Below are 16,494 nucleotides of genomic sequence, written 5' to 3'. Positions count from 1 at the left end.
GGCTATGTTCTGAAGGACTCTGGGAACCCCTGTGGGAGGGGGCTTGCCCCCGATAGCGGTGGACCAGCTGCCGCATACTCCGGCTGATACACCGCTATCGGGGGCAAGTCCCCTCCCACAAGGGGATGGCGTTTTTCCCGTTAGTTCGAGGTCTTCGGCGCGCTCTGGGTGCCATTCAACGGCCGCCCGCCTTTGGTGGTTTCGGCCTTCTGTTTTTTCGCGGCCTTGGCGTCATGGGTCTGGGTCAGCACGGTGGAATCGGCGGTGCCGGACTTGGCATCCGCGTCGGTGGCTTCAGCCGCAACGGCCGCGCCGCTCAATGCAACGCCCAGCACAAAACCGGCACCCAGCAGGGACTTCTTCATAAACATTCTCCAGATAAAAAAACGCGAACCGCTCAAGTGGCGCCTTGAATTGGTTCAAGACCCTACACCAAAGCGTTGTGTATGACAGCGTGTATAAAACATGGCCTTTTAGAACTACCGAGCAAAGCCACTAGTTCGCCATGCCAGCAACTATTTTCTTAAACCAATCGACTGGTAGGTTTAGCCTTAGTTCAAAATCGTAATGAAATATTTCTTATTTCACGCAAAAATTAGCTTTTGTTTGACTTATAACCGCAAGAATTGCCTTAATTATGCGGTTTTCGCGGTTCAAAATGCCATCTCGTGATATCGCCAAGACATCATCTATAACAATAACTAATACAATTATTAAACTTACAGAATCTGCAAAATCCGCCAAGTAATTGCAATTAGCCATCGGTTAAACATTGCGATCAAGGCGAACTATTGCCCACGAAAAAGTGACGAGCGTCGTCCTATTTTTACTGAACTGTTGTCGGAGAAACCCATGAATAAACGCAAAATGATCGGTGCACAGTCGGCATTTGCCCTGCTGGCGCTGGCCGTGTCCCAGGTGCATGCAGCCACCAGCCCCGCCCTGGACGAAGGCAGGGTGAACCGTGCGGAAAAGGCTGCGGACAAAACCCTGGCGAAGATGACCATGGAAGAAAAACTCGCCTACATCGGCGGCACCGGTGGCTGGGACGTCAAGCCGCTGAGCCAATACGGCATCCCGCAGATCCACGGTGCCGACGGCGGCGTTGGTGTGCGCTACACCAGTGAAGGCAACGCCCAGGGCGTGGTCTACCCTTCCGGCCCGAACCTGGCCGCCAGCTGGAACCCGCGCCGCGCCATCGACCTGGGCCGCGCCCTGGGCTACGACACCGCCAGCGGCGGTTATCAGTTCGTCACCGGCCCCGGCGTGAACCTGTACCGCATGCCCTACAGCGGCCGTGCGTTCGAGTACCTGTCCGGTGAAGACCCGTTCCTCGGCGCCAGCCTGGGGCCGGCGGTGATCAACGGCATCCAGTCCCGTGGCGTGTGGGCCAACGCCAAGCATTTCGCGGCCAACGACCAGGAAAGCAACCGCTTCCACCTCGACGAGATCATCAGCGAGCGGGTGCTGCGCGAGATGACCCTGCCGCCCTTCGAGTCCGCCTCGAAGAACAGCAAGGTGGCGATGATGATGTGCGCTTTCCAGAAGGTGAACGGCGAGTTCGCCTGCCAGAACAAACACTTGATGCGCGACATCCTGAAGACCGAATGGGGCTACCCAGGCTTCGTGCAGAGTGACTACAACGCCGTGGTCGACGGCTTGCCGGCGGCACAGGCCGGCACCGATCTGGACATGATGGGCTACCAGATGAACAGCACGGTGCTCAAGCCGTTCCTGGACAGCGGCGAGCTGAGCAGCGCGACCATCGATGACAAGGTGCGGCGCATCCTCAAGCAGATCTACCTGTACAAGTTCGACAGCAAAGCGCCGCTGACCAGCCACAACATGAACAGCGCCACCAGCAACCGCGTGGCCTTGAACGCCGCGCGCGAAGGCATCGTGCTGCTGAAAAACCAGAACAACCTGCTGCCCCTGGATGCCAAGAAGGTCAAGACCATCGCGGTGGTCGGCAACCTGGCCAAGTACGCACCGCCCACCGGTTTCGGCAGCGCGAATGTGATGGCGGCCAACTACATCAGCGAGCTGAGCGGCCTGCAGCAATTGGCGCCGGGTGCCAAGGTCGAGTTTATCGACGGCCTGTCCCTGGACCCGACGGCCTCCAATTGGACCCACACCGACAACGACGGCAGCAGCGTCAAGGGCGTGAAAACCGAGTTCTTCAGCAACACCAACTGGTCCGGCGACCCGGCGGCCAGCCGCACCGACCGCCATGTCGACCTGGACTGGTCCACCGACAGCCTGCCGGTCAACGGCGATACGGCGGCCACCTCGATCCGCTACAGCGGTCAGATCACCCCGACGGTCAGTGGCGAGCAAGTGTTCAAGGTCCGCGCCGACGGTGCCGTGCGCCTCTACGTCAACGGCAAGAAAGTGCTGGATAACGGTGACGGCAAGCCGCTGCCCAACAACAGCATCCCGCCGACCATTCCGGTATTCGCCAAGGTTAATCTGGAAGCCGGCAAAGCCGTCGACATCAAGCTCGAATACTCGCGCCGCAACGGCTACCTCTCGACCATGGGCGGTCTGGTGGGCGTGCAGATGAGCTGGGCGTCGCTGGTCGCACCTCAGGACCTGGCCAAGTACGACGCCGTGCTGGTGGCGGCGGGTAACAGCAATGAATACGAAGGTGAAGGCTTCGACCACAGCTTCGACCTGCCGGAGTTCCAAGGCCAACTGATCCAGAGCATCGCCAAGGTCAACCCGAATACCGTGGTCACCCTGCACGGCGGCACCGGGCTGAAGATGAGCGACTGGATCGAGCAGGTACCGGCCGCCTTGCATGCGTTCTACCCTGGGCAGAACGGCGGCCAGGCGCTGGCGGAGATCCTGCTGGGCAAGGTCAACCCGTCGGCCAAGCTGCCGATCAGCATCGAGCGCAACATCGAAGACAACCCGATCTACGCGACTTTCCCCAAGTTCGACAACCAGGAAACCCTGGCCGAGATGAGCTACAAGGACGACCTGTTCCTGGGCTATCGCGGCTACGAGAAAAAAGGCATCAAGCCGCTCTACCCGTTCGGCTATGGCTTGTCGTACACAACCTTCGGCTACAGCAACATCAGCGTGACGCCGGGGGTGGCGGTTGCAGGGGCGCCGATCAAGGTGTCGTTCGACCTGGCCAACACCGGCAAGGTGGCAGGCGCCGAAGTCGCCGAGCTGTACGTGGGCCAGAACAACCCGAAAGTCGAGCGTGCGCTCAAGGAACTCAAGGGCTACAAGAAGGTGTTCCTGAAGCCGGGCGAGAGCAAGCGTGTGACCATCGAGCTTAACGACCGCTCGCTGGCCTACTACGACGTCAAGAGCAAGCAATGGGTGGTGGACGCTGACAGCTTCAACCTGTCGGTGGGCGCGTCGTCCCAGGACATCCGCCTGAACGCCAAGCTGGTCAACCCGTTCCGCCAGGAACTGTCGACCACCACCAGCAACCCGCTGCCGCGTTCGGCGCTTAATTCGACGCTGCGTGAATCGACGGTCAAAACCGGCGGGGTGCTGCATCAGAATGAAGGGGATGGCGGCACCAGCGACGGTGATGGCTATGACATGAGCGATGACACTACCCAGGGCAGCGCTGCCGGTAACTGACGGGTAAAAGAAGGTGCTTTTTGTGGGAGGGGGCTTGCACCTCCCACATTTGGACCAGGTTTGGCCTCAGGTTCGGATGGCCGCTTCGACCCGCGCAATGTAGGTATCGAAGCGCGCCACCAAGTCCACTTGCTCGGGAAACCGCAGCCATTGGATCTGCAGGCCATCCATCATGGCCAGGATCTCCTCCACCAGCCCGGCGATGTCCACATCACCGCGCACCTCCCCCGCCGCCACCAGGTCGGCAAACTGCCCTTGCATGCGTTGGTGAATCGCTGCGTAGCGCGCCTGGAACCACGCCCAGGCCGGCTGGGTGTCCAGCAGGCTTTCGGCATTCAGGATGGTAAACGCGCGCACCACGCCAGGCGCCGTGGCATTCGAGCGATTGATCGCCCGCAGGCTGCCGAGCAAACCATTCAGGGATTTCTCCGCACGCACTTCATCGGCAATTCGCTGGTTGACCTCATCGCGCCGCTGCAACACGCCCATCAACAGCGAGATCTTGCTGGGAAAATGATGCAGCAACCCGGCAACGGAAATCCCCACAATGCCCGCCACCTGGGCCATCGACGCACCGCTGTAGCCTTCCAGGGAAAACACTTGCAAGGCAGCGTCCAGCAGCTCTTCGCGGCGTTTTTCACCTTTGGGCGCACGGCGGGTCTTGGGGGCAGGTTCGGTCATGGGCAAATCCTTGTGGGCGGCAGAAAAGCTCAGGCGCTTTCCCGTTCGATCAAGTGGCAGTCCAACAGGTTCAAACGCTGTACGGCCTGCGGCAACACGCCCAGGCTTTGCAGCACGCGGGTTGCCGCGAGGACGCCGATCTCCAGGGCCGGCGGTTTGATCGTGCTCAGGCTCGGCAGCAGCATCTCGGCAAACGGGTAGTCACCGAACCCCAGCACCGCACACTTTAACCCGCAACGCTGCCCGGCCAGCAGACCACCGGCGGCCAGGTTGTCGTTGGCGAAGAAAATCGCGTCCGGCGGTGTGGCGCGGCCCATCAAGGTTTCCATGGCCTGCCTGCCCGCGTCGAACGCTGCGCGGTCGGCGTCCGGGACAAACGCCTCCGGCTGCACGCCCAGCTCGATCAGGGTCGCGGCAAAGCCTTCGCCACGCTCCTGGGCGCTGAAGTCACCCGCCACGCTGTTGTGCACAAAGGCCATGCGCCGATAGCCCTTGTCATGCAGGTAGCGTGCGGCGGTGACGCCGACCTGGTAGTGGGAAAAACCGATCTGCACCGGCGCGCGCTCGGGCACGTAGTCCCAGGTTTCCACCACGGGGATATCCGCGTCGGCGATCATCTTTTCAGTGGCCGCGCTGTGGAAGCGGCTGGTCAGCACCAACGCTGCCGGCGACCAGCCGAGAAACGCCCGCACCGCGTTTTCTTCCTGCTCGGCGCTGAAGTAACTCGACGCCAGCAACAGTTGATAGCCGTGCTGGCTGAGCGTGTCACTGAAGCCCTGGATCGTGTTGGCAAAAATCGGCCCGGAGATGTTCGGGATCACCATCGCCACGATCCGCCCACGCGCCGACGCCAACCCGCCAGCCACCAGGTTGGGCACATAACCCAGCTCGGCAACCACCTGGGCAATGCGTTCACGCCGTTCAGGCGACACCTGCTCGGGCTGGTTGAAGTAACGCGACACGGTGATCGCCGATACCCCGGCCTGGCGCGCCACCGTATTCAAGGTGACACGCCCGGCGCCACGGCGTTTGCGCGGTTTGTCTTCGTTCACGGGAAAACCCTGTTAACAACCAAAAAGAATATAGGACTAATTTTTAAGTATTTGACGCTCTAAAGCAGAGCTCACAATAATGCCGATGTTAGCGCTAACAAAGCGCGCTGTCTGCTACTCGCTCAAGCGAATGCCCACGACAGTTTCACAGGCGCTGACGGTCGCAGAACCGCAGCGGACCAGGGCATTTCTTTTGAGCGGGCACAGCATGCACAAACACTCTCACTTATTGTTTCTTGCCGGTCTGACTGCGCTTCCAGTGGCCGGCACCGCTGCCGCCGACGAGCCGCAAGCCACCCTCAAAACGGTGACCGTCACCGCCACCCGGCGCGAAGAATCCCTGCAGAAAGTCCCGGTGGCGGTCTCGGTACTGGACGGCGAGCAACTGGAGCGCGACAACCGCAACGGCGTGGCAAGCATTGCGCAACAAGTGCCGTCGCTGAATTTCCGCACGGGAGCATCGAACAAGGACACCTCGCTGTTTGTGCGGGGCGTCGGCACCATTTCCACCTCCCCTGGCGTGGAGCCGACCGTGGCCACGGTGATCGACGGCGTGGTCTACGCGCGCCCCGGCCAGGCCACCCTCGACCTGCTCGACCTGGAGCGCATCGAAGTGCTGCGCGGTCCCCAAGGCACGCTGTTCGGCAAGAATGCCTCGGCCGGCGTGCTGAATATCACCAGCAAGGCGCCGACCGCCGAGACCCACGGCTATATCGACCAGTCCTACTACAGCGGCAATGAAAGCCGCACCCGCTTCGGCATCGGCGGCAGCCTGGTGCCGGACGTGCTCAAGGGCTCGGTCAGCACGCTGTTCGGCAGCTACGACGGCAACGTCGACAACCAGCACAACGGCCAGGAGGTCAACGGCTACAACCACAAGGGCATTCGCGGCAAGTTGGAATTCACCCCCAATGACGACATGACGCTGACCCTGATCGCCGACTACATGCAGTCCCACGACGACGCGCCGAACGGTGTCGTCAGCAAGTCGCTGAGCCCGGCCTTCAGCAACGCCTTGAGCCCGGTGCGCGCGTCCAGCGACAACCGCGACATCAACACCGACACCCGCAGCCATGTGCAGGACACCAACAAAGGTTTATCCGCCCAGTTGGACTGGAACCTCGGCGACTACACCCTGACCTCGATCACCGCCTGGCGCGGCTGGGACAACACCCAGTACCAGGACGGCGACCGCCTCGGCAGTGTGACCGCCGCGTTCCCCGGCACCGCCGACAAGGGTCAGCTGGACTTCGACCAATACTCCCAAGAGCTGCGCCTGGCCTCGCCCAAGGGTGAGTTCCTGGAATACGTCGGCGGCCTGTTCTACATGCATGGCAAGGACGAAGAGACCTACCAGCGCACACTCACCACCACCACGCGCACCGAGCGTGGCGTCGCCGACTACAGCACCACCAGCGACAGCTACGCGGTATTCGGCGAGACCACGCTGAACTTCACCTCGCGCTTTCGCGGCATCGCCGGCCTGCGCTACACCCATGACGATCTGAAATACGATCACCGCCGCGTGTCCACCTCGGCCACCACCGTCAGCGGGATTCAACCGGCCACCTCCAGCTCCGGCTCGGTGGACGAAGACGGCTGGTCCGGCCGCCTCGGCGTGCAGTACGACATCAGCGATAACGTCACCAGTTACCTGACCTATTCACGCGGCTACAAGGGCCCGGCCTACAACGTGTTCTTCAACATGCAGCCGCGCGACACCGATGCGCTCAAGCCCGAAACCTCCAATACCTGGGAAGCCGGGATCAAGACCACCGCCTGGAACAACCGCCTGACCACCAACCTCGCGGTATTCCACAGCGACTACGACAACTACCAGGCCAACTTTTTCGACACGGTCGCCGGCCAAGTGGTGACCCGTTTGATCAACGCCGGCAGCGTCAGCACCGAAGGCGTCGAGCTGGATTACGCCTTGCAGGCCACCCAGCAACTCAAGCTCTCCGGCGCCCTGGCCTACACCCGTGCACGCATCGATGAATTCGCCTGCCCGGCGGGCGCGGCGGCCACCTGCAACGTCAATGGCAAACCGCTGCCCTACAGCCCGGACTGGAAAAGCTACGTACGCGCCGACTACACCATCCCGCTGGATAACGGCCTGGATATCGAACTGGGCACCGACTACAGCTGGCAAAGCGAAGTGCAGTACGACATCAGCCAGAACCTCGACACCAAGCAAGGCGCCTACGGCATCTGGAACGCCAGCGTGGCCCTGGCCGACTACAGCAACGGCTGGCGCGTGGCGCTGCTGGCGAAAAACCTCGCCGACAAATCCTACTCGCCGCTGCTGGCGAGCGGCGGCAACTACATCTACCGCGCCGTACCCCGTGACGATGAACGTTACTTCGGCGTGCAACTGCGCAAGGATTTCTGACATGAGCCGTCAACTCAAACTCGGCGCCTTTCTCATGGCCACCGGGCACCATGTGGCCGCCTGGCGCCATCCGGACGTGCCGGCCAATGCCGGGCTGGATTTCGCCCAGTACAAACACCTGGCGCGGGTGGCCGAAGCGGCCCGGTTCGATGCGCTGTTCGTGGCCGACAGCATTGCCGCGCCCACCGGCGAGATCGCCAGCCATATGGCGCGCTCGGATCATTTCGAGCCGCTGACCCTGCTCTCGGCGTTGAGTGCGGTGACCGAACATATCGGCCTGATCGCCACCGCAACCACCACCTATAACGAGCCCTACCACGTGGCGCGCAAATTCGCTTCGCTGGATCACCTGTCGGGAGGGCGCGCGGGTTGGAACCTGGTGACCTCGGACGCCGCTGCCGAGGCGCAGAATTTCGGCCGTGATGAACACGTGGGCCATGCCGAGCGCTACCGCCGCGCCCGTGAGTTTTATCAGGTGGTGACGGGCCTGTGGGACAGCTGGGAAGACGACGCCTTTGTGCGCGACAAAGCCAGCGGCAACTACTACGACCCGGCGAAGCTGCACGTGCTCGACCATGCAGGCGAACACTTCCGGGTCAAAGGCCCGTTGAACGTGGCGCGCTCGCCCCAGGGCAAGCCGGTGGTCGTGCAGGCGGGTTCGTCGGAAACCGGCCGCGATCTGGCGGCGCAAACCGCCGAGGTGGTGTTTACCGCGCAGACGTCGCTGGCCAATGCCCAGGCGTTTTATGCCGACCTCAAGGGGCGCCTGCCTCAATACGGGCGTGCGCCGGACTCGCTGAAAATCATGCCCGGCGTGTTTGTGGTGGTCGGGCATACCGAGGCCGAGGCCCAGGCAAAATTCGAGGCCTTCCAGGACTTGGTCGAACCCGAGGTCGGCGTGGCATTGCTCGGGCGCATGCTGGGCAATTTCGACCTGTCCGGCTACCCGCTGGACGGGCCGCTGCCGGAACTGCCATTGACCGACAGCGGGCAACGCAGCCGCCAGCAATTGCTCAGTGAACTGGCCCACCGCGAACAACTGACACTGGCGCAGTTGGGCCGGCGCATTGCCGGTGGGCGCGGGCATTACAGCCTGATCGGCACGCCGGTGCAGATCGCCGATGAACTGCAAAACTGGTTCGAAAACGGCGCGGCGGACGGCTTCAATATCCTGGTGTCCCATCTGCCCGGTGGGCTTGAAGATTTCGCCCAGTGGGTAGTGCCTGAACTGCAACGACGCGGACTGTTTCGCACCGAATACAGCGGCACGACCTTGCGCGAAAACCTCGGTCTGGCCCGCCCGAAAAATCGCTTCAAGGAGGCTCAAGCATGAAAGTCCCAGCACTGTTATTGGCCCTGCTGCTGAGTCAGACCGCGTGGGCGGCCGAGCCCGCCGCCCTGCGCATCGGCTACCAGAAAGGCTCCATCGCCCTGGTCCTCGCCAAGGAACATGGCCTGTTGGAAAAACGCTTCCCGCAGACGGACGTGAAGTGGATCGAATTCCCCGCCGGCCCGCAGATGCTTGAAGCGCTGAACGTGGGGGCACTGGATGTGGGCTCCACCGGCGACATCCCGCCGCTGTTCGCCCAGGCCGCTGGCGCCGACCTGGTGTACATCGGTGCCGAACCACCCAAGCCCAGCGCCGAAACCATTCTGGTGCGCAATGACAGCCCACTGCGTTCGGTGGCGGATCTGAAAGGCAAGAAGGTCGCCTTCCAGAAAGGCTCCAGCTCCCACAACCTGATCCTGCGCGCGCTGAATAAAGCAGGCCTGAGCTACAAGGACATCCAGCCGGTGTACCTGCCACCCGCCGATGCCCGCGCCGCGTTTGAGCAAGGTAGCGTGGATGCCTGGGCGATCTGGGAGCCCTACTCGTCCCTAGCGTTGAGCCAAAGTCCGAGCCATGTGCTGGCCAATGGTGAAGGGCTGGGGTTGTCGGGGCCGGTGTACACCGCACGGCGCGAGTATGCGCGGGACAATGCTGGGTTCGTGCATGACCTGCTGGGTGAGTTGACCGCCGCCGAAGCATTGACCCGCAGCCAGCGCGAGGACAGCCTTAACGTGCTGACCCACTTCATGGGCCTGCCCGCCGACGTGGTTGCGCGCTATATGGACAACCGCCCGCCTTCGCCGATTTTGCCGATTGACGAGGGGATCATTCAGGCGCAGCAGGCAACGGCGGATTTGTTTTTCCAGAACCGGTTGCTGCCCAAGGCGATCGAGGTGAAGCAGGCAGTGTGGAATCCCGAAGCCCACTGAGATCCAATGGCAAATGGACTGTTGTGGTGAGCGGGGGCAAACGCCCTCCCACATTTTTTGACCGCGTCAGCCGTGAGTGCGGGTGCTTTTTTCCACGACGCACATCGGCGTACCGGAAACCGGCTCATTGATGACCTGCACCTGCACCTCGAACACCTCACGCATCAACTGCGCATTGATCACCGCCGCCGGCGTGCCAGCGGCCACCAGCCTGCCGCCGTGCATCACCGCCACATGCTCGGCATAACGACAGGCCTGGTTGATGTCGTGAAGCACGGTGATCACGGTCTTGCCTTCAGCGGCCAATTCGCACATCAGGTCCATGAGTTCGACCTGATGGCTGATGTCCAGGTAGGTCGTCGGTTCATCCAGCAATACCACCGGCGCGTTCTGCGCCAGCACCATGGCCAGCCATGCGCGTTGGCGCTGGCCGCCGGACAGGTCCGCCAGGGCGCGGTCGGCCAGGTTGTCCAGTCCCAGGCGCTGCATGGCCTGGGTGACCTGGGTTTGATCGCTGCCACTGAGGCGTCCCCACAGCGAGTTGTGCGGACTGCGGCCATAGGCAACCAACTGGCGCACGCTGACGCCTTCCGGCACGGGCAATACCTGCGGCAGAAACGCGATCTGCCGCGCCAACTGGCGGGCGGACAAGGCGCTGTATGCCTGGCCGTCGAGGGTCAGTTCACCCTGCGTGGGTTTGAGAATGCGCGCAAAGGCCTTGAGCAAGGTGGACTTGCCGCAGCCGTTGGGCCCGATCAGCGCGGTGACTTTGCCCGCCGGTGGCGCAAACGAAAGACCCTGCACGATACGTGTGCCGCCGTAGCCGATATCGAGCTGGCTGGCCTGGAGAATACTCATGTCATCAACCCTTGAACCGTGCCAGCAACCAAAGAAAATACGGTGCGCCAATCACCGCTGTAAGTACCCCGGCGGGGATTTCGCTGGGCGCGATCAACGTGCGCCCGAGCGTATCGGCCAGCACCAGTAAAAGCGCACCGATCAGCATCGCCGCCGGCAGCAGGTACTGGTGATGCCCACCCACCAGCCGTCGCGCCATGTGCGGTGCGACCAGACCGATAAAGCCAATCGGCCCGATCACCCCCACGCCCAGGCTGGTGAGCAGCACCGCGCAGGCCATCGCCAGCCAGCGCGTGCGGCTCAGCGCTGTGCCGAGGCTGTGGGCGGCTTCATCGCCGAGGGCGATCAGGTTCAGCGGTTTGGCCAGGCACAGCCCCAGCGGAATCAGCAGCACAAACGGCAGCACCAGCGCCACATGGTGCCAGTTGCGGCTCCACAGGCTGCCGGTAAGAGCGAGCAGCGCGGTGTTGATGTCCAGAGGGTGGGACAGGATCAGAAACTCGGTGACGCTGGACAAGGTCACCGCAATCGCCACCCCGGACAGCGCAAAACGCACCCCGGAAAAACTCACTCCGGTGTTGTACAGCGCCAGCAGCAAAGCGCCGCCGGCACCGCCCAGGCAGGCCACCAGCGGCAGCCAGGCAACCGGCAAGTGCGGCCAACTGATGATCGCCACGGTCAGCGCCAGCCCGGCGCCTTGGGTCACGCCGAGGATTTCCGGCGAGGCCAGCGGGTTGCGGATCACGCCCTGCACAATCGCCCCGGCCAGGCCAAAGGCGGCGCCGGCGAGGATCGCGATCAGGCTGCGCGGCAGGCGGTGGTTCCACACTTCGAAGTCGAGGGCGTCGTGGGCCAGCAGGCGGTCGAGGACGGTCACAGGCTTGAGCCACAGCGTGCCGGCGCTGAGGCTGACGAAGGTCGCCAGCAGCAACAGGCCGAGCAGCAACCACAGGCGAAAACGGGGGCGGATCATAGGGCGCGCCTGGCAAGGAATAGAAAGAACGGTGCGCCGATCAACGCGGTGACCACACCGGCCGGGGTTTCCACCGGAAAGGCCACGGCGCGGCTGAGCAGGTCGGCACCGAGCACGATCACCGCGCCCAGCGCCGCACTCAGCGGGATCAGCCAGCGGTAGTCGTTACCGAGAAACTGACGCAGGATGTTCGGCGCAATCAACCCGACAAAACCAATCGGCCCCACCGCGCAGACACTGGCGCCCACCAGCAACAGGCTGGCGACAAACACCTGCAAACGCAGGCTGGCGATGCCCACGCCCAACGAGCGGGCGGCGTCTTCGCCGAGGTTGATCAGGTTCAGGCGTGGCGCGCACCACAGTGCCCACAGGCCGCCGATCAAGGTGCACGGCCACAGCAGTTGCACCTGGGCCGCGCCCACATTGGCGAGGGAGCCGGCCAGCCAGTTCAATACGCTTTGCGCTTGCGCCTCGACCAGAATCACCGTGAGGCGGGTCAACGCAGCGCACAACGCGGCCACCGCAACACCGGCCAAGACCAGGCGGCCTTGGGCCGTGGTCGGCGACCAGGCGCCACCGAGACTGAACACCGTGACCCAGGCCAGCGCACCGCCCAGGCAGGTCATCAGCAAGGCGCCACCGGCAAACGGCGGCGCGACCAAGCCTGTCGAAAACAACGCCAACCCCAACGCCGCGCCCGCCGTCACGCCGAATAACGACGGCGAGGCCAGGCGGTTGCGGGTGATGCCTTGCATCAATGCCCCTGCGAGTCCCAGACAGGCACCGACCAGCGCCGCGCACACCGCCCTTGGCACACGCAGTTGGGCGACGATATAGGCCATATTGCCGCCGACAGCACCTTGATGAACCAAGCCATTCCAGGCATCCGTCGCGGTCAGGGTGAACGGCGACCAGCTGTACAACGACAACCAGAACAGCACCGCGCCGAGCAGCACAATGCCCGCCGCCGCGAGACTACGCGCCATGCTTATTGGCTCAGTACGGCGTTGCCGCCCTTGAGAATCGCCAGGGCGTCTTCGGCGATCTGCTCCGAGGCCAGCACCCCACGGTTGCGCGCCCAGCTGTCGCCATCCACTTCGGCCACGTGTTGATTACGTACGGCGCCGAGCACTTGCCACAGCGGTTGTTTGCTCCAGCTGTCGACGATGCTCGGGCGGCGGTAATGGCCGACCAATAACCAACCAGGATCCAACGCCAGCAGTTGCTCCAGGCTGACGAATTCGGTAGGGGCGGCATTGGCGCGCACCGACGGCACTTTCAGGCCAATGGCCTGGAGCACGCTGCCGGCGTAGGAGTCCGGGCCGTGCACGGAAAAGCTGTCTTCGCGGGCGACGCCGAACAGCACACTGGCACCGGCGGGGATCTGCTGGGCAATCTTGTTCAGGTTCGTGCGGTTCTGGGCGATGCGCGCTTGCATCTGCGGGCTCTTGCCCAGCGCCTTGCCGATCAGCTCGGCGGACTTGAGGCTGCCCTCATAGTCTTCACCACGGGACGGCAACAGCAGGGTCGGCGCGATGCTGGCCAAGTCGCTGTACAGCGCTTGATGGCGATTGAGGTCGGCGACGATCAGGTCCGGCTTGAGCCGGGCGATTTCCTCGATGCTCGGCTGCGAGCGCAAGCCCACGGATTTCCACTGGCCGATGGCCTGGCGCACGCGGGGCAGCACGCGGTTGGCGTCGCCATCATCGGCGGCGCCGACCGGCGTGACGTCAACGGCGGCGAGGCTATCGAGAAAGGAGAACTCCAGCACCACCACGCGCTTGGGCGCATCGGGCAGATGCACTGCGTGCTGGCCGTCGTTGAGGTCGATGGGGGCAGCGTTCAATACGCTGGAGGAGAACGCCAGGACGCAGGCGGCAAGGATCGGGATGGAGCGCAGCATTGGCATGACAGGTACCTCGGCGTTAAAACACCCCAGCTGGACAGGCTGGGGAAAACGGCGGGTACTATTCCATATCAGGGCAGCGTGATCAAAAAACATTCTCATTAACTGATGGGTTTCCACCTGTGGCAAGCGGGCTTGCTACAGGTGGGAAGGCATCAACCCACACAGGATGCACAGGTATCAGAAGTCGACAGTGGCCGACAGCAGGTAAGTGCGCGGGGTCGACAAGGTCAGGCCCGGCTCGCTGTCATCCGATGCGCCCGCCGAACTCCAGTAGCGCTTGTCGGCGACGTTTTCCACATTGGCCCGCAGGGTGATGTGTTTGTCGTCGACCTTGAACCCGTAGCGTGCACCCACGTCGATGCGATTCCAGGCATCGATTTCCTTGACGTTGGACTGGTCCAGGTACTGCGAGCTGGAATGGATGCCACGGCTGGTCAGGGTCAGGCCTTCGAGCATCGGCACGTCCCATTCGGCGCCCACGTTGACGTTGTACTTGGGCGTGGCCGGAGCGCGGTTGCCGTCCCAGGTGCCGTTGGTGGTGTCCTTGAGTTTGCTGTCGATGTACATCACACCGCCGAGCAGGCGCACACCCTTGAGCGGTTCGCCGAATACACTCAGCTCGGCGCCGGTGTTCTCGCGCTTGCCGTTAGGCCCGAACAACCGCGTGGTCGCGTTGGTCTCGTAGGCCGGTTGCTTGATGCGGAACACGGCGGCCGTCACGGCGAAGGCACCGGCGTCGTACTTGGCGCCCACTTCCACCTGGCGACTGACAAACGGCGGGAAGATCTCGTCTTCGTTGCGCGAGGTGGACGGCGCGATCTTGCCCTGGCTCAGGCCTTCCATGTAGTTGGCGTACAGCGACAGTTTGTCGGTGGCCTTGAACAGCAAGCCGCCGGAGGGCGAGAGCTTTTCTTCGTCGTAGTTGGTTTTGCCTTTGACGCCATCGCTCCAGTCGTCGACTTTTACCCGCTGCCAGCGCGCACCGAGGGTCAGCAACAGGCGGTCTTCGAAGAAGCCCAAGGTGTCGGAGAGGGCCACGCCGCTGAAGCGGTTTTCGGTGTAGACCTTCGCATCCTGACGCGTGGCCACGGACGGCGTCGCGGTTTGCACCGGGTTGTAGAGATTGCTCGATGCGTTGGCATAACGCGCGCCACCATTGGTGAAGTCCATATAGAAGTCGCTGAGTGCCAGGTTGACCTCATGGCTTACCGGTCCGGTATGGAACCAGTTGCGCACGCCGGCCGTGGCGGTGCGCACGTTTTCATCGCGGGTGAAATCCCGCGGCGATACCGTGAACGCGCCGGCCGCATTGCTCACCGACACTGCATGGCGCAGGAATTCGTGATTACTTTTACGCGCCCCCACGCCGCCGTAGAGCATCACCGAGTCACTCAGGTCATATTCGGCATTCACCGTGCCGAAGGTGTCCTTGGTGCGGGCCTTGCTCCAGGATTGCGCGTAGTTGCGGCGCACATCGTTGGCGCTTGGCACCGGCGCGGCGGCGGCGACCTGCACACGCTCTTGCGGTGCATCGGTGTCACGCTCGGTACGGCCGATGTCGGTGGACAGGCGCAAGCGCTCGCCCCGGAAATCCAGGCCCAGCACGGCCATCTCGCGGTCGACGCTCTGGTGATCCCATTCGGTATCGCCGGACTGCTTCACGCCGTTGAAGCGCAGGCCGAACTTGTTGTCCTCGCCAAAACGCCGGCCTACGTCCACCGCGCCGCCGGCCTGGCTATCCGAGGCCCAACTGCCGGTGAACGAGGTGATGTCCTTGTCGGTGGCGCGCTTGGGCACCACGTTGATCCCGCCGCCCACACTGCCACGCGGCGAGATGCCGTTGATCAACTGGGTCGGGCCTTTGAAGATGTCGACGCGGTCGGCCATTTCCATGTCGATGGTGTAGGTCGGCAGCACGCCGTAGAGGCCGTTGTACGACACATCACTGTTGAACAGGCTGAAACCGCGAATGGTGAACTGCTCGTAACGCCCACCGGCCGGGTTGGTAGCGCGTACCGACGGGTCGCTGTTGATCAGGTCACCGAGGGTGCGCGCCTGCTGGTTCTTCACCGCATCGGCGGTGTAGGTGGTCATGCTGAACGGCGTTTCCATGAAGTCCCGCGTGCCCAGCAACCCTTGGGAACCACGGCGTGCCACTTGGCCACCGGCGTAGGTGTCGCCGTCGTACAGGCCGGTGGTGCCGAGGATGGAGGTCGGCGCCAGTTCCAAGGTGCTGCCCTCCGGCGCCGGCATCAGCATATAGGCCTGTTCGCCCATGGGTTGCAATTGCAGGCCGGAGCCTTGCAGCAGGCGTGCGAAGCCCTCTTCCACGCCGTACTCGCCGGACAAACCGCTGCTGCTGCGCCCGCTGACCAGCGCCGGGTCCACCGACAGGTTGACGCCCGACAACCCGGCAAAACGGGTCAGCGCCGCGCTCAGGCTGCCGGCCGGCACTTGGTAGCTGCGGCGGGCGGCGCTGTCTTCGGCAAAGCTGGTGGGGACGAACAACGGGCTGGCACTGAGGCTCAGCATCAGGCTCAGTTTGAGCAACGGGCGCAAGCGCAAGGGTAGGACTGCGGACATGGGAGGAAGCTCTCGATTTTGTTCACTTACCTGCAATGACAGGCGAGGTGAAAAAAAGGGACAGGCTTCGACATTTATTTTTCAGCCGATGGGTATATCCAGCTCCACTTTGACCCGGTCCAGCGTGGAAGAAGCGGGCTTGGCCATTCGGGGCGTGCTCGACAGGGTGAGGAAATTTATCGAA

General features: G+C 63.0%; 12 protein-coding genes. 4 read left to right on the top strand and 8 right to left on the bottom strand.

The window, feature by feature from the left end; translation table 11 throughout:
• Positions 1-140: 140 nt before the first annotated feature.
• Positions 141-365 (bottom strand): hypothetical protein, encoded by a 225-nt coding sequence (locus EJD88_RS19070; RefSeq protein WP_099586534.1) that lies wholly within the window; start codon positions 363-365, stop codon positions 141-143.
• 487 nt (positions 366-852) lie between these two features.
• Between EJD88_RS19070 and EJD88_RS19065 the strand changes: the two genes are divergently transcribed.
• Positions 853-3,603 (top strand): glycoside hydrolase family 3 protein, encoded by a 2,751-nt coding sequence (locus EJD88_RS19065; RefSeq protein ID WP_158878746.1) that lies wholly within the window; start codon positions 853-855, stop codon positions 3,601-3,603.
• Between the two features lie 66 nt (positions 3,604-3,669).
• Here EJD88_RS19065 and EJD88_RS19060 read toward each other — a convergent pair whose 3' ends face one another.
• Both EJD88_RS19060 and EJD88_RS19055 read right to left on the bottom strand, forming a co-directional pair.
• On the bottom strand, positions 3,670-4,284 hold the full coding sequence (locus tag EJD88_RS19060) for a TetR/AcrR family transcriptional regulator (RefSeq protein ID WP_099586532.1): 615 nt from the start codon (positions 4,282-4,284) through the stop codon (positions 3,670-3,672).
• 29 nt (positions 4,285-4,313) lie between these two features.
• A complete protein-coding gene (locus EJD88_RS19055; protein ID WP_158878745.1) occupies positions 4,314-5,336 on the bottom strand; it encodes a LacI family DNA-binding transcriptional regulator in 1,023 nt (340 codons plus the stop codon).
• Between the two features lie 208 nt (positions 5,337-5,544).
• On the opposite strand from EJD88_RS19055, the gene EJD88_RS19050 reads away from it, so the two are divergent.
• The 3 genes from EJD88_RS19050 to EJD88_RS19040 are packed head-to-tail and all read left to right on the top strand — an operon-like array spanning position 5,545 to position 9,987.
• A complete protein-coding gene (locus EJD88_RS19050; protein WP_158878744.1) occupies positions 5,545-7,728 on the top strand; it encodes a TonB-dependent receptor in 2,184 nt (727 codons plus the stop codon).
• Between the two features lies 1 nt (position 7,729).
• On the top strand, positions 7,730-9,061 hold the full coding sequence (locus EJD88_RS19045) for an LLM class flavin-dependent oxidoreductase (protein WP_158878743.1): 1,332 nt from the start codon (positions 7,730-7,732) through the stop codon (positions 9,059-9,061).
• Entirely contained in the window at positions 9,058-9,987 is a 930-nt protein-coding gene (locus EJD88_RS19040; RefSeq protein WP_158878742.1) for a sulfonate ABC transporter substrate-binding protein, read from the top strand. The genes EJD88_RS19045 and EJD88_RS19040 overlap by 4 nt, the downstream gene beginning before the upstream one ends.
• 66 nt (positions 9,988-10,053) lie before the next feature.
• Here EJD88_RS19040 and fecE read toward each other — a convergent pair whose 3' ends face one another.
• From fecE to EJD88_RS19015, 5 genes are all read right to left on the bottom strand, one after another.
• On the bottom strand, positions 10,054-10,845 hold the full coding sequence (gene fecE, locus EJD88_RS19035; protein WP_158878741.1) for a Fe(3+) dicitrate ABC transporter ATP-binding protein FecE: 792 nt from the start codon (positions 10,843-10,845) through the stop codon (positions 10,054-10,056).
• Between the two features lie 4 nt (positions 10,846-10,849).
• The gene (locus EJD88_RS19030; protein ID WP_158878740.1) at positions 10,850-11,818 is read right to left on the bottom strand and encodes an iron chelate uptake ABC transporter family permease subunit; all 969 of its coding nucleotides are present in this window, start codon (positions 11,816-11,818) and stop codon (positions 10,850-10,852) included.
• Positions 11,815-12,804 carry an iron-dicitrate ABC transporter permease FecC gene (fecC, locus tag EJD88_RS19025; protein ID WP_112196093.1) on the bottom strand — a complete coding sequence of 330 codons (990 nt, stop codon included), beginning with the start codon at positions 12,802-12,804 and terminating at the stop codon, positions 11,815-11,817. Before fecC ends, EJD88_RS19030 begins: the two co-directional genes overlap by 4 nt.
• A gap of 2 nt (positions 12,805-12,806) precedes the next feature.
• Positions 12,807-13,721, bottom strand: coding sequence for a Fe(3+) dicitrate ABC transporter substrate-binding protein FecB (locus EJD88_RS19020; protein ID WP_099586705.1), 915 nt, complete (start codon positions 13,719-13,721; stop codon positions 12,807-12,809).
• Between the two features lie 183 nt (positions 13,722-13,904).
• A complete protein-coding gene (locus tag EJD88_RS19015) occupies positions 13,905-16,310 on the bottom strand; it encodes a TonB-dependent receptor (protein WP_158878739.1) in 2,406 nt (801 codons plus the stop codon).
• Between the last annotated feature and the right edge of the window lie 184 nt (positions 16,311-16,494).

It is taken from the genome of Pseudomonas sp. PB105 (assembly GCF_009764655.1).
In the GTDB taxonomy this organism is placed as follows: domain Bacteria; phylum Pseudomonadota; class Gammaproteobacteria; order Pseudomonadales; family Pseudomonadaceae; genus Aquipseudomonas; species Aquipseudomonas cyclaminis.
This window is presented reverse-complemented; position numbering and strand designations above follow the sequence as displayed.